Source organism: Thiobacillus denitrificans DSM 12475 (genome assembly GCF_000376425.1).
GTDB classification, from domain to species: Bacteria; Pseudomonadota; Gammaproteobacteria; order Burkholderiales; family Thiobacillaceae; genus Thiobacillus; species Thiobacillus denitrificans.
Genome location: NZ_AQWL01000012.1, coordinates 62,279 through 81,458, shown reverse-complemented (window position 1 = coordinate 81,458; position 19,180 = coordinate 62,279). Strand labels below are relative to the sequence as shown.

The 19,180-nt window shown below is 58.6% G+C and carries 16 protein-coding genes; 6 read left to right on the top strand and 10 right to left on the bottom strand.

Going from position 1 to position 19,180, the window contains the following annotated elements; all coding sequences use genetic code 11:
• Positions 1-91: 91 nt before the first annotated feature.
• The 6 genes from B059_RS0115680 (at position 92) to B059_RS20920 (ending at position 4,567) form a co-directional block, all read left to right on the top strand.
• A complete protein-coding gene (locus B059_RS0115680; protein ID WP_018079201.1) occupies positions 92-319 on the top strand; it encodes a hypothetical protein in 228 nt (75 codons plus the stop codon).
• A 122-nt stretch (positions 320-441) separates the two neighbouring features.
• Positions 442-1,680: a glycosyltransferase gene (locus tag B059_RS19405; RefSeq protein ID WP_018079200.1), complete on the top strand. Its 1,239-nt coding sequence runs from the start codon at positions 442-444 to the stop codon at positions 1,678-1,680.
• A 19-nt stretch (positions 1,681-1,699) separates the two neighbouring features.
• Entirely contained in the window at positions 1,700-2,209 is a 510-nt protein-coding gene (locus tag B059_RS19400; RefSeq protein ID WP_018079199.1) for a type 2 periplasmic-binding domain-containing protein, read from the top strand.
• Positions 2,206-3,435, top strand: coding sequence for a hypothetical protein (locus B059_RS19395; protein WP_018079198.1), 1,230 nt, complete (start codon positions 2,206-2,208; stop codon positions 3,433-3,435). The genes B059_RS19400 and B059_RS19395 overlap by 4 nt, the downstream gene beginning before the upstream one ends.
• A gap of 471 nt (positions 3,436-3,906) precedes the next feature.
• Positions 3,907-4,284 (top strand): hypothetical protein, encoded by a 378-nt coding sequence (locus tag B059_RS0115660; RefSeq protein ID WP_026177585.1) that lies wholly within the window; start codon positions 3,907-3,909, stop codon positions 4,282-4,284.
• 49 nt (positions 4,285-4,333) lie between these two features.
• Positions 4,334-4,567, top strand: a complete 234-nt coding sequence (locus B059_RS20920) for a hypothetical protein (protein ID WP_157273756.1) — start codon at positions 4,334-4,336, stop codon at positions 4,565-4,567.
• Here B059_RS20920 and B059_RS0115650 read toward each other — a convergent pair.
• The 10 genes from B059_RS0115650 to B059_RS0115605 all read right to left on the bottom strand — a co-directional run bounded on the left by B059_RS0115650 (position 4,529) and on the right by B059_RS0115605 (position 19,119).
• Complete coding sequence (locus tag B059_RS0115650; RefSeq protein ID WP_018079196.1) at positions 4,529-4,954, bottom strand: RHS repeat domain-containing protein; 426 nt, start codon at positions 4,952-4,954, stop codon at positions 4,529-4,531. The genes B059_RS20920 and B059_RS0115650 overlap by 39 nt on opposite strands.
• A 69-nt stretch (positions 4,955-5,023) precedes the next feature.
• On the bottom strand, positions 5,024-5,476 hold the full coding sequence (locus B059_RS0115645) for a hypothetical protein (RefSeq protein ID WP_018079195.1): 453 nt from the start codon (positions 5,474-5,476) through the stop codon (positions 5,024-5,026).
• Positions 5,473-7,812 (bottom strand): RHS repeat-associated core domain-containing protein, encoded by a 2,340-nt coding sequence (locus B059_RS0115640; protein WP_018079194.1) that lies wholly within the window; start codon positions 7,810-7,812, stop codon positions 5,473-5,475. The genes B059_RS0115645 and B059_RS0115640 overlap by 4 nt, the downstream gene beginning before the upstream one ends.
• Before the next feature lies 1 nt (position 7,813).
• Positions 7,814-8,254 carry a hypothetical protein gene (locus tag B059_RS0115635; protein WP_018079193.1) on the bottom strand — a complete coding sequence of 147 codons (441 nt, stop codon included), beginning with the start codon at positions 8,252-8,254 and terminating at the stop codon, positions 7,814-7,816.
• Entirely contained in the window at positions 8,251-12,537 is a 4,287-nt protein-coding gene (locus tag B059_RS0115630) for an RHS repeat-associated core domain-containing protein (RefSeq protein WP_018079192.1), read from the bottom strand. The genes B059_RS0115635 and B059_RS0115630 overlap by 4 nt, the downstream gene beginning before the upstream one ends.
• A 118-nt stretch (positions 12,538-12,655) precedes the next feature.
• A complete protein-coding gene (locus B059_RS0115625; RefSeq protein WP_018079191.1) occupies positions 12,656-13,669 on the bottom strand; it encodes a DNA-binding protein in 1,014 nt (337 codons plus the stop codon).
• A 3-nt stretch (positions 13,670-13,672) separates the two neighbouring features.
• Positions 13,673-16,036, bottom strand: a complete 2,364-nt coding sequence (parC, locus tag B059_RS0115620; RefSeq protein WP_038059073.1) for a DNA topoisomerase IV subunit A — start codon at positions 16,034-16,036, stop codon at positions 13,673-13,675.
• 14 nt (positions 16,037-16,050) lie between these two features.
• Positions 16,051-16,737 carry a dUTP diphosphatase gene (locus B059_RS0115615; RefSeq protein WP_038059022.1) on the bottom strand — a complete coding sequence of 229 codons (687 nt, stop codon included), beginning with the start codon at positions 16,735-16,737 and terminating at the stop codon, positions 16,051-16,053.
• Between the two features lie 44 nt (positions 16,738-16,781).
• On the bottom strand, positions 16,782-17,102 hold the full coding sequence (locus tag B059_RS0115610; RefSeq protein ID WP_018079188.1) for a hypothetical protein: 321 nt from the start codon (positions 17,100-17,102) through the stop codon (positions 16,782-16,784).
• 52 nt (positions 17,103-17,154) lie between these two features.
• Positions 17,155-19,119, bottom strand: a complete 1,965-nt coding sequence (locus tag B059_RS0115605; RefSeq protein ID WP_018079187.1) for a DNA topoisomerase IV subunit B — start codon at positions 19,117-19,119, stop codon at positions 17,155-17,157.
• Positions 19,120-19,180 lie beyond the last annotated feature (61 nt).

The following is a 19,180-nucleotide window of genomic DNA, read 5'->3' as shown; positions in this document are numbered from 1 at the left end:
CTGTAACCACTATTTGCTTGCAATATTCGTAAATGGTAATTACAGTGTAATCACGCTTACAACGATGAAACTAAGGCGCATAGGAAATTCTTTGGGGACCACCTTCAGTAAGGAGGTGCTCAATACGGCCGGCTTCAGCGAAGTCGACGAACTGAGTCTGCAGGCGACCCCAGGCGAGATCCGCATCAAGCACGACAGCGGCAAGCTGGTCGTGGATCTGACGGTTAGCGAAGCCAAGGCCTTGGCCGCCGGAAACCTGGAGTCGAAGGCGGGAGCTTCGGCGCTGGCTAAGGTAAAGAGGTTGTTGGAGAACAAATAACGACGGGAGGGTAATGCCATGCGTTTGACTGACTCTCAACGCACGACATTGTTTGACATGATCGAGCACGGGCACGAATTGCCTAGTCTTTGCCTCGAGCCTGGCAACGGTCGTGCAGCCCAATGAACTTTCTTCTTGCCACAATCGGGACCAGCGGTGACGTATACCCGTTCATTGCGATCGGCCAGGAGCTCCAGCGCCGCGGCCACCGCGCCACGCTTGTCGCCAATGAATATTTTGAGCCAGCAGCACAACAGGCTGGACTCCATTTCATCTCCCTCGCCAATCGGCAACGCTATCTGGACACTTTGCAAAAGCCAGAACTTTGGGATCCCAAGAAGGGTGTCCAGGTTCTCGCGGATGCCGTGTTCGCGTCCATGGAGGACACCTACCGGATCATTTCAGAGGCAGACCATCGGGATACGCGAGTGATTGCTTCGGGTCTCATGTTCGGCGCACGAATTGCCCAGGAACGGCTTGGCATTCCCCTTACCACTGTCCATCTCCAGCCTGCCATGCTTTGGAGCTACGAGGCTCCACCCGTAATGGCCGCGTTGCCTTTCCCAAGATGGTTTCCAGCTGTCGCCAAGCGGCCGATTCTGAAACTCGTGGATCGTGCCGTGCTGGACAAGGTGCTTGGCCCCAGGACGAATGCGTTCCGCGCACAACTGGGTCTTCAACCCGTGCGTAGTTTATATAGTCGCTGGTTGCGGTCCCCAGAGCGCGTCATCGGGATCTTCCCGGACTGGTTTGCCGAGCCGCAGAGTGATTGGCCCGCCCAAACCAGCTTGACGGGATTTATCCGGGGGCCTGTCTCCCACCAATCCAACACGCTGCCGGCGGACCTTGAAAGCTTTCTGTCCGACGGGGAAGCGCCTGTCGTGTTCACGGCAGGCACCGGGATGCTCCACGCCAAGGAGTTTTTCGTCGAGTCCATCAAGGCATGCGAACTGGCAGGCCTGCGCGGGGTTCTTGTCACCCCATTCGGTGAACAGCTCCCGAATGATCTACCCAAGTTCATGCACCATTGTGAGCACGCTGCATTCGGAGAACTGTTCCCGCGAGCGGCCGCTGTGGTGCATCACGGTGGCATAGGGACGATCGCGGAAGCCATTGCTGCGGGGAAACCGCAATTGATCAGGCCAACGTCGCACGATCAGCCAGACAACGCAGCCAGACTCGAAAAGCTTGGGTTGTCGGCCACAATTCCGGCGCCGCAATATCAGGCTCAGCACGCGGCGCGTGCGTTGTCTGCACTGTTAGCTGATGCGACCCTTGGCGAACGCTGTCGGCTCTATTCCGGCCGCGTCGATTTTGATCATTCGCTTGCGTCGGTCTGCGATTTGCTCGTGGCAGGATAAAAGGGACAACGCGACTGCCATGCAACCAAAGCGTATCTTTGATACATATCTAAGCGACAGCTGGATGTCGTCGATTTGGTGCGCGCTACAGCTTTTTCTACTATCCGGGGTGGCCGTATTTGCCCTGCTTGCCTTGCCCAATACTGTCCGAGCGGAGAACGATAGTGTCGTAGTCATTGCGAATCGGGCGGCCGCGGTATCACACCTTGATGCCGCTGAGTTACGTACGATTTTCTCCCTCAGACGAAAATACTGGAGCAACGGGGTCCGTATCCAAGCTGTCATTGTTACTTCGAGCACCGACAACATCCATGCATTGTTTTGTCGAGAGGACCTCGAAGTATTTCCCTACATGCTGGACCGGATGTGGTTGCGTCAGATTTCATCCGGCGAAGCGTCAAACGGTATTACCAAATCTAGTGAAAAGGAGGCTATCGATTTCATCGCAAAGACTCCTGGGGCGATCGGCTATGCAAGGGCCGGCACACCCCTCCCCAACAATGTTACGGTCGTGGAGGCGGCGCCTTGAAAGCAATAATTAATCGGCTATGCAGGGCAGCCTGCTGTCTCGCGGTCCTGGCGACGCCAGCGGTCGTTTTCGCGGCCAACGACGCGACCGTAAACACCTCCGTCCTGGACAAGTTCGGTATCTACGGCTTCCTCTCGCAGGGATACTTGCTAAGCGACCACAACAACTACTTCGGCAAAAGCAGCTCAAATCATGGGACATTTGATTTCCGCGAAATAGGGGTTGGCGCTGCAGGCAACGTCACGGATAACCTGCGCCTTTCCGGGCTTCTGCTTTCACGCAAAGCGGGGGAGACCGACAATGGCGACCCGCGAATAGACCACCTGATTTTTGACTATTCGCTTCTGCGGTCAGAGAACAACAACTTGGGCATAGTAGGCGGACGCTTCAAACTTCAGTTCGGATTCTACAACGACACACGCGACGTGCCGGCAGCGCGTCCTAGCATTCTGCTTCCCCAGGCGTTCTACTATGACAATGCCAGGAAGTTTCTTGCGACAGCGGACGGGCTAAGGCTGTATGACGAGCACTATGGAGGAGACAGCGTAACGAAGTATTCGCTCGACATAGGCCGCACAACCTTTATCGACAACCCTGAAACCCGTCTCTTCCTGTTGGGGTCACCCATTTTCAAGGGGCACCTCAACAACGACATCTCGTATGCGGGAAGGATTTATCACTCGATCAATGGCGGCAAAACGCAGTTCGTTGGCGTTCTTTCCAATCAACGTGTTGACTACGAGCCAACCTCTACCGACATCCTGCCAGCGGGCTCGATCTATCTGACCACCCTCTGGCTTTCTGCCCAACAGGAGCTTGGAGAGTTCACGTTTACGAGCGAAGTGTTCATGCCGAAGGCCGACTATCGTGGTTTCGGACCGATCATCAAAGACAAAACGGTTTACCCGCTTGGCTACTACGTTCAAGCAACCTACACCCCCAGCCCCAAGTGGGAAGCGTTTGTGCGCTATGACGTGGCCTATACGGACAAACATGACCGCGATGGCGTCAAGCTCTCGGCATCGAGCGGACGACCGCCCTATGCGTTCTACGCCAAGGACTTCACCTTTGGCGCGCGTTATCGGTTCACGAAGAACCTTGATTTGTCGGGTGAGTTCCACACGATCAAGGGAACCGCGTGGCTGCCTATTGCCGACAACCCATCCGACGCCGACACGGTTCGCGACTGGCACCTCCTGGCACTGCAAATCACCTATCATTTCTAAAGCTTACCGGCGCTGTGCAGATACTGCGCTGGATCGAGCCGCCATTCTTCATGGGGAAACCGTGCGATCGACATCGAGGGACTTGCCCAGGTTGCCAACGGAAAACCTCTTGATGAGTCGAGCTGCTTCAACTGGCGCCACGGCATTCTATTTTTCTCGGCCAATCTGGAGAGGGCCAAGGAGCTCGCCGACGAGGTGTGCGACAAGTTTGTTGTCTTTTCCCCGAACGAGTCGTCTGTATCGGACGGTGCCCGAGGAGTCGGGGTCTGTGAACTTGCCGGTCTCGACCGGTCAAGATGCCCGCTGGCTCTTGGCAAGCCTGGCTGAAGCCCATTTCGGTTAGCGCGAACTGACCCACCCAACCCCAGTTGCCGTGTGCAATGGGGTTTTTTCTTGCCCCGCGTCCGTAAATCCTTCCTGCAAGGTTTTAGATTTCCGCTTTGGAAGTCGCCTATGTGCAGGAGAAACAGTATGTTAACGGCAATTATTTGGTCTGATCCGCAAGTTCAGGCCGCCTTTATCAGCATGTTGGGGTCCGTCATGGGCACCATCATCGCTGCAATTGTTGCGACCATGATCGGCCGCCGCTTCTCCAACCAGAAGAAGCTGCAGCACGAACTCTCAGTCGCTCATCAGGACATTGCATTCCTGCTGGCGGTCGAGCAGATCCATGGCGAAATCCACCAGAAAGATGGCGGAAGCAGCCTCAAACGTGTCGCACGCACCAAAGCGCGCGACATGGGCCACACCTGGTCGGGCATGTTCACACCTGGCCGTGTTGCCAGAAAGATTGCCGAGCAAGGTCCGGCTCAGGGCGAGATCGTCAAGCTCGACGACTTCAAGCTCTAGTTTGGTGAACGCGCTCATTCCGAGTGACGGCCATTTCGAAGGAGGCACTATGTCTTACGATGACGAAGAAGACGATTTTGTCATGGGGGATATCCCATCCACCCTGCAGATCGTGTTTGCAGCTGACCAGGCAGTCAGGGAATCTGCGAGCCTCTGTGCAGTAGTCGAGGAACCTCAAGAAGATCTCTGGATTGCAGCAGAAGACCATTCCCACGAGGATGAGGGGATTCACGACTGGGTTCGGTCATACGAAGCCAGTGAACGAACCTTTGCCCTCGCGTGATGGATCAATCCAACCCATAAGCCCAGCTCGCCTTTGTGCGTCTGGGCTTTTTTCTTGGGCGGCAATAAAAAGGGGTCTGCTCCTTAGGCGTCCCTGCAAGTCATAGGCCTTCGTCTCAGCCAGCCCGTTGCCCCAGGCCTGGGATTTGACCAGGCCATCGGCGCGGTAAGTCCGGCCGGTGAAGACCGTGCTTCCATTGCTGGTGACGGCAGTGATCCGCCCGACTGCGTCCCGTGTGTAGGCCACGGTGCGGCCGGACGGATAGGTGATGCTGGCGAGGTCGTCACCCGGAGTCCAGGTGTAGGCGGGGGCGGTTGAGCCGATAGCCAAAGATGGCGGCAAGAACGCGCTGATCAGAATCGTGATGAAGAAGACGTAGCGATGCATCAAACGCTTCAACTTATAAAGGTGTCCAGTTGCCGAAGCGCGGCGCGCCAAGGGCACACCACCGCCACCTCAGAAATAGGCATCGGTAATCACTTTCGCTATCTCGGAAATAGAACCAGCACATTCGACAAGGGCAACAAGATCCTCGTAATCGTTGCTAGCCTTCCATTCTTGGCCCTGTCTCAGGACGCCGAGAACTCGCCCTCGTACCTCCTCAATAGACATTCGCGTTTGCTCTTCTAGCTCCAAATTAACTTTGATGCGCTGATTAAGAAAAAAGCTGTACCCCCAAAATGGTCCAACGCCGTGGAGCTTTTTAGCTTGTTTGACGAGCATAACTTTGCCCGTCGAATCAACGAGGATCTGCCCAGAAAAAAAGCCCTTTTTCAACGCAACCTTCGAACAGTTAGTAATGTCATCTGCGTTTTTCGCGGCGAACATCATGCCACGGGAAAATCGAAGAACGGGGTACTTTAATTTTGTGAGAGTGATTTCATTTATCACCCCTTTCTCAGCGCTCATTGGTCATTCCTCATTGAATTGACACCTTTTCCTAAACTGTCCGTGACAAGTAACTTCGTCCAGTCCGGCGTTCCATACCAGATACGCTCCGCAGCGTTGAAAGCATCTGGTCCCCAACCATGGACGGAGTCATGAAACGCTCGGCTTTCCATCGGCATCAGATTCCATGGCTGATTCTTAATCCAAGTGGGAGTTTTCTTGCCGAGCCAACTATTCTGTTCAATCAACCAATGGTGAACTGGCGTTCTTTTGGGTAAATTGCGCGTTTTTCCATACCATGCTCTGACACTTCCCCAAGCGGTACTTCCCCCTTTCCAAGCACCCTTGCAGATCGCTTTTCCAGTTGAACCAATGAGAAACACGTCAGAAACCGCTAGGGCGCCATTTATAGTCCCCCAAACGTAGCGCCCACTTTGAAAATCGCTGATTGCTTCTCTTCCAGAACCCCAAATTGGTATAAGGCTTTCTCCGAACCCTGGAGCGCCGACGTCCAATCCCAAAGGATCTACCCATCGCAATGGGTTACTAAGCGTATACGCATAAGTATTGACCCCACCCGCCAGCCCGATCGGATCGCTCTCCAGATATCTTCCAAGCCCAGTGTGATACGTCCGGTTCCAGTTCTGATGCAGCCCTGTCTCGGCGTCGTAATACTGACCAGGGAGGCGCAGGTTGACTGTGACTGAACCTGTCGGTTGGCTCGTGCCAAAGGCGTCACTGTCCCAGGCCCAAACCTGTGCGCCTGCACTGTTCGTCCCGAGACGCGGCGTCCCCAACTGGTCCACATGCAGGTACGTGATGACGCCTGCTTCAATCTGCGCCACCGGCGCCACGCCATCCCAGACATACTCGCGCAGGGTAACGCCGGCAGTGTCCGTTTCAGCAATCAGCCAGCCGTCGAGGTCATAGTGGAAGAAGGTGGTGATGCCGTTGACGGTTTTGCTCGATCGCAGCCCGTCGTGGCGGTAGGTGTAGGACGCTATTTGCCCGCTGGCAATGGCGGAGACCAGTTTGCCGACCTGGTTGTACGTGTAGGACTGTCCGGCGTAGGCGAGAGTGTTCCCCGCCGCATCAAGCGTTACAGACCCCGGCGGCCCGGTCGCCATCCGGTTCGACGCCGGGGTGTAACTGTAGGGGCCTGTGCCGTCCAGGAGCCGGTTGCTGTTGGCGTCATAGGCAAGGATCTGCGACGGTTCTCCAATCAGCCGGTCCAGAGGGTCGTACTGGAAGCTGTTGCTGTCCTTCTGGATCTGGTTCCCGTTTGCATCGTAGGCAAAGGTGCGGTTCAGCAGCGTGCCAACCGTCCACCCCGTCAACCTGCCCTGCAGGTCGTAGCCCTTGGTTTCCGCCAGCCCGTTGCCCCATGTCTGGGCCTTGACCAGGCCGTCAGCACGGTACGTCCGGCCGGAGAGAAGGCTGGATCCGTTGGAGGAAACCGCCGTCACGCGACCGATGGCATCACGTGTGTACGCCACGGTGCGTCCGGAGGGGTAGGTGATGCTGGCGAGATCATCGCCCGGGGTCCAGGTGTAGGACGTGGTCTTGCTCACGCCCCCCCGAACCCAGGTCTCAGAAATCACCCGCCCGAACCCGTCATACGCCCAGCTCCGCGTACCAGACTGATCCGTCACGCTGCAAAGCAGGCCTGCCTGGCAGGTGTCGTAAACCAAGACCACGTTCTCGGCCGCGTTCGGGTAGGAAACCGACGCCACCCGATTCAGCGCATCATAAGTGAACGTGGCGGTGACGCCGCGCGCATCCGTCCGGGTCAGGACGTTGCCAACATTGTCATGGGTGTAGGTGGTGATGCCTCGATCCGGGCTGGTTTCTTTGAGCACGTTGCCCAGATCGTCGACCTCGTAGGTCGTGTTGGCGCCATTGGGCGTGGCCACGTTGTTTGGCTGGCTGGTGACGTCATAGCCGATCGTGGTGATACCGCTCAGTGCATCAATGGTTTGGGTCAGCCGCTTCAGCGCGTCGTACTGGTGGCCAGTTGCGTTCCCGTTCGGATTGGTTTCCTGGGTGAGATTTTCTGCGGCGTCGTACACCAGCTGGGTGATGGATCCGGCTGCGTTAATCTGGCTAAGTTCATCCCGTGCATTGAACACCCGGTCCACCTGCCGCACCACCGTCCCATTCGGGTCTTTGCTGACATCCTGAATCCGGTTATCTCGAGTGTCGTAAGCATAGGTGACTTGATTCCCAAGGCTGTCGGTGACGCTGGTCAGCCGGTCCGCCGCATCGTACGTGTAGGTCAGGGTCCCGGAAAACGATCGCTCTGTATTGCCCCATACAGAGAAAGACAGGACAAGCAAAAGTATGCCGAGAAAAGGCATTTCAAATTATTGTCGAGTTCTTCTCAACACCTGCAACTCGTAATGTGTGTGCCTGCATATGGTGCTGCTGCATGTAGCGCTCCGGCCTCTTCGGAAATTCGATCGAGAAAAGGCGCCCCTTGTGAAGAAATACTTTTGCTTGAAGAGTCTTAAATCCATCAGGCGATTGCAACAAGACTGTTGCCACATGTAAATCCGGATCAGTGGCCTGGAACAACGGTACGTCAAGGCTTTTGCGAAAATAGAAACAGACCTTTGCACCGGCAGCCTGACGCTGTACAAACCGGGCAGCATCAAGTTGAGTGTCGAGTATGAGTCTGCTTTTTTCTGGAATCGACGCTCTCCATCCATCTAGTACGAGACGCTCATAGGGCAGCAATTTCTTATTCGCAAACAAAGAATTCCAGACTTGCGCTATTCTATTGAGGACGAACTCAATCATTGTTGTTCCTTTCTACTGTTTATCTCCAGACTTGCGGCCCCAGCAAGGCCGCCCAAAGCGCCCCCTTTGTAAACATTCGGAATCCGGTCAAGCTGTTGCAACCAAGCTGGCCACTTCGGCCCAAGGTCACGCCACCCTCGTGGATAACGGAACGGATCGTGGTAGTAGTGTCTGGCGGACGTTACGAAGTTGCCATTCCAGTTTGAACGCGGGCCACCCATGCGATTTGGAATCCAGTGTGAAAACTCCTTGCCAGAGCTTTTAACCCCCACCAGCCTCCAGCCGACTGCTCCACCAAGGACGATGCTTTGGCCAATTCCTGCCCATTCGCCTGCGCTATAACTCCTGGAGCACTTATCTACCGCACCGTTGGTGCCCATTTGATTGCGTACCCAGTTGGTTGCGCCAAAAGATAGCGTATCCCCAAATCCAGCCGAGAAGTCCACAATGCCTTGCGGCAGAGGATCGCCCCAGGCCCACAGTCCGTAAGGATCAACGAACCTGAGCGGATTCCCCTCTACATACCCGAAGGTGTTGATGCCGCCAGCCAATCCGATCGGATCCGACTCCAGATACCGCCCTCTGGCCGGATCGAATGTCCGATTCCAGTTCTGATGCAGCCCCGTCTCGGCATCGAAGTATTGGCCGGGGAAGCGAAGGTTGACCGTGACACTGCCCGTAGGCTGGGTGGTGCCGAAGGCATCCGAATCCCAAGCCCAAACCTGAGCGCCGGCGCTGTTCGTCCCGAGCCGCGGCGTGCCAAGCTGGTCGGTGTGAAAGTAGGTGATGACACCAGCCTGAATCTGTGCCACCGGCACAGCGTCATCCCAGACGTACTCACGCAGCGTCGCACCGGCAGCATCGGTTTCAGCGATCAGCCGACCGTCGAGGTCGTAGTGAAAGAAAGTGGTGACGCCGTTGACGGTCTTACTGGCCCGCAAGCCGTCGTGGCGGTAGGTGTAGCTGGCATTGCCGTTGGCGGTGACTAGCCGCCCGGCCTGGTTGTACGTGAAGCTCTTGCCGGCGTAGGCGAGGGTATTTCCGGCCGCATCGAGCACAACGCTCCCCGGCGGACCAGTCGCCATCCGGTTCGATGCCTGGGTGTAGCTGTAGGGCCCGGCGCCATCCGTCAGCCGGTTGCCGTTGCCGTCGTAGGCAAGGATCTGCGACGGTTCCCCGATCAGCCGATCCAGCGGGTCGTACTGAAACTGGCTCGCGTCCTTCTGGATCTGATTCCCGTTGGCATCGTATGCGAACGTGCGATTGAGGACGCTGGCAACTTGCCAGGTGTTGAGCCGGCCCTGCAGGTCATACGCGCGGGTTTCGCTGACGCCGTTGGCCCATGTCTGTGCCTTGACCAGGCCATCGGCGCGGTAAGTCCGGCCGGTGAGCAGGTTCGAGCCATTGGTCGAAACCGCCGTCACGCGACCGGTGGCATCCCGTGTGTAGGCCACGGTGCGCCCGGAAGGATAGGCCACGCTGGCAAGGTCATCGCCCGGGGTCCAGGTATAGGACATGGTCTGGTTCTGGCCGTTATGGCTCCAAGCTTCTGACGCCACCCGCCCTAACCCGTCATAGCTCCAGCTGCGCGTGCCGTTGGCATCCGTCACCGAGCACATCCGGCCGACGCCGCCCGCGCAGGTGTCGTAGCCGAAGATGATGTTCTCACTGGAGTCCGGGTAGGACACCGAAATCACCCGGTTCAGGGCATCATAGGTGAAGCCGGCGGTGATGCCGCGGGCGTCGGTGCGGGTGAGGACATTGCCAACCGCATCGAAGGTTTTGACGACAACCCCGCGATCCGGACTGGATTCCTTGACCTGATTGCCCAGATCGTCCACCTCGTAGGTCGTGGTGGCACTGTTCGGCGTCGTGACGCTGTCCAGGTTTCCGCCGGCGTCGTAATTCCGTTCGGTTGCTCCGCCAATGGCGTCGATCGTACTGGTCAGACGATCAAGCGCATCCACCTGGTGCTGGGTGACGTTGCCGTTCGGATCAGTGTCCTGGGTCAGATTCCCCACGGCGTCGTAGGCCAGCTGGGTGATCGAAGTAGCCGCCGAGATCTGTGAGAGTTCATCCCGTGCATTGAACACCCGATCCACCTGCCGCACCACCGTCCCATTCGGGTCTTTGCTGACATCCTGCGTCCGGTTATCCCGGGTATCGTAAGCGTAGGTGACCTGGTTTCCGAGGCTGTCGGTGACGCTGGTCAGCCGATCTCCATTGTCGTACCCAAAGGTCAGCGTGCCATGGCCGGGCAGGGTGGCTGACGTCATCCGCTCCGCCTTGTCGTAGACGTAGGTCGTTGTCCGTGCCGTCCCTGTCGCCGGTGTTTCGGTGAGGGTCAGGACGTTGCCGCGCGGGTTGTAGGTGTAGGTGGTGATCAGCCCATTCGGCGCGGTTTTCTGGAGCAGGCGGCCGTTGGTGTCGTACTGGTTGAATGTGGTGACGTGCCCCGCGGCATTCGTCAGGCTGGCGAGCTGGCCACAACCAGCTCCGCTTGTGCAGTTGTTGTAGGCAAGCTGAACGCTGTGCCCGTTGGAGTCGGTGACCGATGCAACCTGTCCGCTGGTCCCGTAGGTGAGATCGACTTGTCGGGAGACGGGATCGCCTGAGACCGCATATCCGGTGACCTTCACCTGAGTAACGCGATTCTGGGGGTCATAACTGTACAGAGTCGTTTTGTTGGCACCGGCATGGACGCTTGCGACGGTCTGGGAGGCCAGCTGGCGGCTGTCCGAATCGCGGTAAGCGTAGGCGGTGGCGTGCTCGATCGCCGTCCCGTAGGCCTCGACCTTCTGGGTCAGCCGATTCATCGAATCCCATGAGAACGAAGTGACGTTGCCGAGCTCGTCGGTGCGGGCAATCAGGTTGTTATTGTCATCGAAGGCCTGCTGGAAGGTGGTGTTGTCGCTGGCATGGGTGATCTGGGTGACCAGATTGGCGCCATTGCGCCTTACCATCGTAAAGGCGTCGGTATTTCCGGCGCCATCCGTGACAGCGGCGGTACCGCTTCCATAAGTCACATCGAAGCGGCCCGAGTTATTGAGATGCGTGGTCAAGTTGGCCAGCCCTGCGCCGTCGTAACCAAAGGTAGCGTAGGCGATGCCGAGTTCGTTTGTGATGCCCGTCAGGAGCCCGTTGGAATAGCTGTAGACGCGTGCCGCGGAGCCGCTGGCTACCGGATAACTGGCCTGGGTCAGGTGCTTGCTGCTGTCGTAGGTGAGGTAAATGCGACTCCCGTTGGGCTCGGTCACATAGTTCACGCGATAGGGATCGGCGGTGAGGTAGGTAAACGAAAGCACATGGCCATAAGGCCCGGTCACGGAAGCCAGGCGTCCGCTGGCGTTGTAGCTGAAGCCGGTGGTGCGCCCCAGCGTGTCCGTCTGTGAAAGCGGCCAGCCGGCGGCACTGTAATTCTCGACACGCCCATCCGGCCAGGTCAGTGTGAATCCGATACCGACTTCTTCCACCAGGCTGAACGGAACATCTGCGTCGCCAACATAGACACCATTCGTCTTACGGAGGATCCAGTATTTGCCATCCGGGCGCTGGGCATAGACCACTCCTTCCGCGGGGAACTCGAGGCGGTTCGAATAACTGTGCGACCAGCCGATGCCGATCCCGACATCGTTGCCGATGATGCTGTTGTAGTACCGGATGAACGAAGGAACCCCATCGCCACCAGAGAAATCGGGTTCCACCTGGAATTTGTTGCCATTGGACGCGACGACCGGGTTGCCCCTGTATCCATGCTCTACGCACATCAAGGGGGCCTGTCCAGGCGCATCCTCGGCGCCGCACCCCGGCAGGCCTGCGCTATGCCCGAGGAAATCTGCGTCCCTGACGTTGATGTCTGTCGAAGGTCCGTTGGTCGAGCTGAAATCGAAAGCCACGCAGGAAATTCCCATCGGCCCGACAAAAGTCATACCGCTCGGGCATGAGGTAGCCGGATACCGGAAGAAATAACTCGTGTTGCTGTCCCAGTAGTTGCAGGAAGTCAGCGTCCCGCCCTGGTTCGTGTAGACGTTCTCATTCGACTTGCAGGTCAACACCCCGGGCCCAGCCGTCCCGGTGCACGTGCTGTTGCACTGCCGGTAGGTCATCTGGCCCAGGGTTGTGCAATCACTCGCCGGAGGCGAGTAGTTCATCGAGACGCAGGCAGTGTAGGCTGTCGCCTGATCCGGAAAATCGTAGTAGACGGTGTTGTAGGTGGTGGCAAATGCTGACGCCGATAGCAAGGACATCAGCGCAGACAGGAAATTGACGAGGTTTCGGATCATTTTTGGCTTTGTCGGTGGCTAGGAAACTTGAGTTACTCAATTACTCAAATCACTCCCTTTCACTAGCTTAACAATTCGGCCACTTATTCCGATGCCTGAAAAATGGATGCTCAGGCGACTATTGCTTGATTCCCTTGAGAAGCTCACGCAACTCAGCCGCCGGCATCAACTGCTCAAGCTGATTTCGCAACATCTCGATCAAGCCTTGTTGCTCCTGATGGCGAGTCTCGGAGTCTTTTTTAAGACGGGTGGTGTCTGCCTGGGCGGTTTCCAGACGTGCTGCAAGCTCACCGTTTTTCCGTGACAACACGGTGATCTTGTCGTTTAGCTCGTTCTGCTGCCTGTAGAGTGAGCGCTCGTTGTCTTGCGCCGCGGCAAGTGCCTTTTCGGCCTTCTGAGTAGCCTCTCGAAGTTCAATGGCACGGGTCCGCATGGCATCCATCTCAACCATGTTCTGCTTGCGCATCTCGTTGTATTGGAATTCAGCATCCTTCAGCGATTGCCGCATTGCATCAAGCTGTTTTGTGAAATCAGCGCGTGCTTCCGACAATTCCTTGGCATGCAGGCCGCGCAGCCGTTCCATCTCTACGTTGGTCGCTTCGGCTTTCTGGCGCCATTCCTCCTGACCGGCCAAAGCGGAATCCTTGGCAGCACGCTCGACCGCAAGCGCCTGTTCCGCGCCCTCGCGCAGTTTGGTGGCTTCTTCCGCGGCCTGCTTTTGACGAAGTGCTTCGTCCTCGGCCGCCTGAGCGCGGTCCTCGGCGACCGACACCAGGGTTGTTGCTTGCTGGCGCTGGTCCTCCAGGGAAGCGTTGGCACGCGCCATGCACTCCTCCCACATGGCACCCAGGAGCCTGCCTGCCATGTCGTTGAGGTCCTGCGGCACGGTGGGATTGTTGATCCTCACCATATCCCGCTCTCGCAAGGCGTCCCACCACTTGTTCAATTCGTCGTGGATGGTGGCCATGGAACCCTGACCTGCGTACTGCAGCACCTTTTGCGGGCTCGGCTTCTCGCCGTACTGCCAGAGGAGGGTAGCGATCGCATTGGCCAGCAAGCGTGTGTCCGTATGGACCGATTGCAGCCGTCCTGCCTCGGCATGAAAACTCGCCGGTAGCTTTTTCGCGGCCATGGATCAGGTTTCCTTTCCGGAAAGATTGCTCGCCACCATGCCTTTTTCGAGGAGGCACCCCTTCTTGGCCCGGTGGATCCGGTAGCGCTCCAGGCTTTCTCCTGAGAGCTTGAGGCTGCCGCCGCGCTTGCCCTTGGCGGCTCCTTCCGCAATAAGTGTCTGTCCGTCAAACACGGCGAGTGCGGTCATCCTCTCGTCATCGTCGAGCTTGATCAGCTGCACGCCCTTGCCGCCACTGCCTTCCTTCACCTCCTCGATGGCAAAGACAAGCGCCTTGCCGCTGGAGGCAGCAACCGCAACCCAACCGCCCGTGGTTGGCGCCGGGGGGAGGGGGGTATGGCCATCATCGACCGTAAGGAAAGCCTTGCCGGCGCGCTGCCGCGAAACCATGTCAGCACACTTGGCGATGAACCCATAGCCGACCGTCGTGGACACCAGCCATCGTGATTCAGCGGACGCGGATAGGGCGAAGACCAGCTTTGCCCCCTTGGCCAGTTCGACAAGACTCGTGAAAGGCACGCCATCGCCGCGCCCCGAGGGCAGGTCGGTGATTCGAAGCGTGTAGGTGCGCCCAGCGCTGTCGAGCAGGACAAGCGGGTTTACCGTCCGTGTTTCGATCACGGCCATTTCGCTGTCGCCGGTCTTGTACTGGATGGAAGTCCTGTCGATTCCGTGGCCTTGCCTGGTGCGCAGCCAGCCGTTGCGGGACACGATCACCGTCACCGGCTCGTCGACGATGGATTCCTCGCTTGCAGCAGAGGCGGTGATGGACTGGGATTCCTCGATCAGGGTGCGTCGATCGTCGCCGTACTTCTTCATGTCGGCCCGGATTTCCTCGATCACGAGGGACGTCAGCGCATCCGGGTCGCCCAGGATCTGGTTGAGGTCTTTCCCCTCCGCTTTGAGCTCCTTGAGCTCCTTTTCGATCTTGATGCCTTCGAGCCGGGCCAGCTGGCGCAGACGGATCTCCAGAATATCCTCGGCCTGCACCTCCGTGAGACTGAAGGCGGCCATCAGGTCGGCCTTGGGGTCGTCCGATTCCCGGATCACCCGGATCACCTCGTCAATGTTCAGGAAGACGATCATGCGGCCTTCCAGAATGTGGATACGCCGGTTCACGAGTTCGAGCCGGTACTGGCTGCGCCGGCGCACCGTGTAGACCCGGAAGCCCGCCCATTCGGCAACAAGCGCTACCAGCCCTTTCTGGCCTGGACGGCCGTCGCGTCCGATCACCGTGAGGTTGACCGGCACATTCGTTTCCAGCCCGGTCTGAGCGAGGAAGAAGCGCATGAATGCTTCAGGGTCCTGGTTGCGGGAGTTCGGCTCCATGACCAGGCGCACCGGGTTTTGCTCATCCGATTCGTCGCGCGTGTTTTCCAGCAGCGCAAGGGTCGCCTGCTTGAGGTTCTTCTGTTCCGGCGACAGATCCTTCTTGCCCGCCTTGGGCTGCGGGTTGGCCAGCGCCTCGATCTGGGTCAGCACCTGGGCCGTGGATACCGCCGGCGGCAGTTCGGTGACGACGATTCGCCACTGGCCACGGGCGAGCTGTTCCACCGTCCAGCGCGCACGAACACGCACGCTCCCGCGTCCGGACTCATAGATGGCGCGCAGGTCGGCTGCCGACGTGATGATCTGTCCGCCGCCCGGGAAATCGGGGCCGGGCACATGGGCCAGCACCCCATCCAGTGAAATGCTCGGCTTCTTGAGGATGGCGATCGCGGCCGACCCCAGTTCCCGGAGGTTGTGGGGCGGGACCTCGGTGGCCATCCCCACGGCAATGCCTGATGCGCCGTTCGCCAGCAGCATCGGCAGCCGCGCCGGGAGCAGGGCAGGCTCCTTAAAGGCACCGTCGTAATTGGGCACGAAATCGACCGTGCCCATATCGATTTCGGACAAAAGCAGTTCGGCGATCGGGGTGAGGCGGCTTTCCGTGTAGCGCATGGCCGCCGCACCGTCTCCGTCGCGCGACCCGAAATTGCCCTGGCCATCGATCAAGGGATAGCGCAGAGTGAATCCTTGTGCCATCCGGACCATGGCGTCGTAGACCGACTGGTCGCCGTGGGGATGCAGCTTGCCGATCACATCGCCCACTACCCGGGCAGACTTCACGTGCTTGGTGTTCGAGCCCAGGCCCATCTCGCGCATGGCGTACAGAATCCGGCGCTGCACAGGCTTCATGCCGTCCTCGACATTGGGCAGCGCACGGCCCTTCACCACGCTCATGGCGTAGGCGAGGTAGCAGCGTTCCGCATAGGCCCCCAGGGGGAGGCTGTCCCCTCCACCGAAACCGCCGTCATTCGCTGACGGCGGGGCAGGGGGCTGCCCTGCGCTGTCGTCAGAATCCCCGAAAAGGTCCAGCGTGATCATGTCCTCAGCCTGGATCATTGCCCCTGACCTCCAATCTCGTAACGCACTTTCAGTGCGGAATAGAGCCTGTCCCGGTAGCCATCGCTGACATCGACAATCTCGTCGATCACCTCGACCAGGTGCTCGTTGTCTTCGCGCCCGTCATGCCAGTGCTTGCGGTAGCTTCCGGTCTTGTAGCCGTGGTCCTGCCGGAAGAAATTGAGCACGTTCTTGCCGATGTACTGGCGGTAGAGCTCGTTCCAGTCCATCGAGCAGTCTTCGAGGATGGCGTTGAAAAGCGGGATGCTGATCTTGCGGAACACCGAGAAGCCGATCATGAGTTCCAGCTTGTCGATAAGGCCCAGGCTGTCGAGGCGGTATTCCTTGTCAAAGATCCAAGCCTTGCGGCCGTCTGGACCGTCCAGGGCGGCGATGCGCTTGTCCACCCATTCCGTTGCAGCTTCGATATCCCCACGCGACTCGATGAGGATGGCCGATAGCAGAAAATGCCACGTATCCACCAATTCCATCTGGACCTGGGGCAAATCGGTTTCCTGATGTTTCCACCATTTCCAACCCTGGTGTTCCATGGCCTCGCCGCCTTCTACCACCACGGCGCGCAAGTAGGGATAGCCTGCTTCCAGCCAGGCGCTGTTGACCTTGGCGTTCATCCCGGACTGCAATTCCAGCATGGAAGTAATTTGTTCTCGACTGATTCTCATTGTGTTGAGCCTTTTCTTCGACTGATAGTGGAGCCGGCCAGTGCCTACCGGCGGCTTACGGTTGCTGCCCACATTTTCCGTTCGGTTTCGGTTGCCTTGTCAGGAAGTCCCTGTCTCTGGCGGACCTTGACGATGCGTTTCGTCTGTTCCGGCCCCCACATCGTTTCATCGGGATGAAATCCGAAGGCGACCGGCATGATCTTTCCTTGCGCTTCCTGCAGCAGCGTCAGCGTGCCGTACTTCTTTTCGTGCATTTCGGCATCGCCGTCGGCCAGCGTCTTCCGAATCATTTCAGTAATGGCGTCGCTGATCTCGACGAGTTCGCTCTGGGAAAAATCGATCGATGGCATATTGCTGTTGTCCATTTCAGTTAGTGTGTTGTGCGGGTGGCGCCAATTTGCCTGCCTAAATCCCCGGTCATATGTCAGCCTCGACGAGGTTGCCCTTGGCTTCCATCCACTCGCGGCGCTCACTGGCTGCACCCTTGCCCATCAGCATGTCGAAGAGCTTCAGCGCCTCGCGCATTTCGTCCGGCGTGGCCAGCACGGGCAGCACGCGGCGGGTCGCGGGGTCCATGGCGGTTTCCCGCAATTGAGGCGGGTTCATCTCACCCAAACCCTTGAAGCGACCGACCTCGAGGGCTTCTGGCTTGAATCCGTCCAGCGAGAGACGATCCTTGATCGCAACCAGCTCTCCATCATCGAGTGCGTAGAGCCGTCGAGCCGGTTTTTTGCCCTTCGCCGGCACGTCCACCCGATACAGCGGCGGTTGCGCGACATGGATATGGCCAAGCTCCACGAGTTTCGGGAAGTGCCGGAAGAAGAGCGTGAGCAGCAGGGTGGAGATGTGCGCACCGTCCACGTCTGCATCGGTCATGATCACGACCTTGTGGTAGCGCAGGCCTGAGAGGTCTGGGTTGCTGTCCAGCCCATGCCGTTCCACACCGAGGGCCACCGCGATGTCGTGGATTTCCTTGTTGGCGTAGAGCGCATTGGGGTCGGTTTCCCAGGAATTCATTACCTTGCCGCGCAAGGGCAGGATGGCCTGGGTCTCCCTGTCGCGCGCCTGCTTGGCGCTGCCGCCGGCGGAGTCGCCTTCCACGAGGAACAGCTCGCGGATCGTTGGGTCGTCCGTGGCGGCGTCGGACAGCTTGCCCGGGAGCACGGCCACGCCGGAAGTCTTTTTCTTCTCGGTTTTCTGGGCAGATTTGAGTCGTGCTGCAGCCGCCTTGGCCGCCATCTCTGCTATGGTCCTACCATGCTCGACGTGGGCATTGAGCCAAACCTCGAAGGGGTCTCGGCACATGGTCGACACCAGCTTCACGGCCTCGCGCGAATTCAGCTTCTCCTTCACCTGGCCCTGAAACTGGGGGTCGAGTAGGCGTGCGGAGAGCACGAAGGACATGCGTCCCGTCACATCCTCCTGGCGCAGCTGAACGCCGCGGGGCAACAGGGCGTGATGCTCGGCGAAGGATTTGACCGCCTCGAACACGCCGGCGCGCAGGCCCGCCTCGTGAGTTCCGCCTTGCAGGGTAGGGATCAGGTTCACATAGGACTCAGAAAAAGTGGCGGAATCCGACCAGGTCACCGCCCACGCCGCGCCTTCGCCTTTTGCAAATCCGTTGTTGCCGTCGGCGTAGGCCTCGCCCGCGTACACGGGCACGACGGCATCATCCGGAGGCACCTGCTCCGCCAGGTAGTCGGACAGCCCACCCTGGTAGCAGAAAACCCGCTCGTCGACGCTGTCATGGCGCTCGATTTCCAGCCTGAAAGTCACCCCGGGCAGAAGAACGGCCTTGGCGCGGAGCAGGCGCGCAAGCTCCCGCTCTGGGATCTTGGCTGACTCGAAGAAAGCGGGGTCGGGCCAGACGCGGATCGTCGTGCCGGTTTCCTTCTTGGCGCATTTGCCGATCACCGAGAGCTTTTTGCCAATCTTGCCGCCGTCAACGAACTCGACCTCGTTGATGTGGCCGTCACGCTTGACCGTCACGGCAAGACGAGAGGCGAGGGCATTGGTCACTGACACGCCAACGCCATGCAGGCCGCCAGAGAATGCGTAGGCCCCTTCGCCGGTGGTTTTGTCGAACTTGCCGCCGGCGTGCAGACGGGTCAGCACCACGACAACAGTGGGTTCTTTTTCCTGGGGGTGAGGTTCGACGGGAATGCCGCGGCCATCATCGCTGACGGTGACGGAGCCATCCAGCCACAACCGGACGCCAATTTGCGAAGCGTGCCCAGCGAGGGCTTCGTCCGCCGAGTTGTCGATGACCTCCTGGATGACGTGGAGGGGGTTGTCGGTCCGGGTGTACATGCCGGGCCGGGCCCGGACCGGTTCAAGGCCTTTGAGCACCTTGATCGAGGCTGCGCTGTAGTCCTTTGCCATTTGCTCGCTGTCCTTCCGCTCAATCGTGTTCTTTGTTTGGTGCCAATTTCAATCCGCCAAG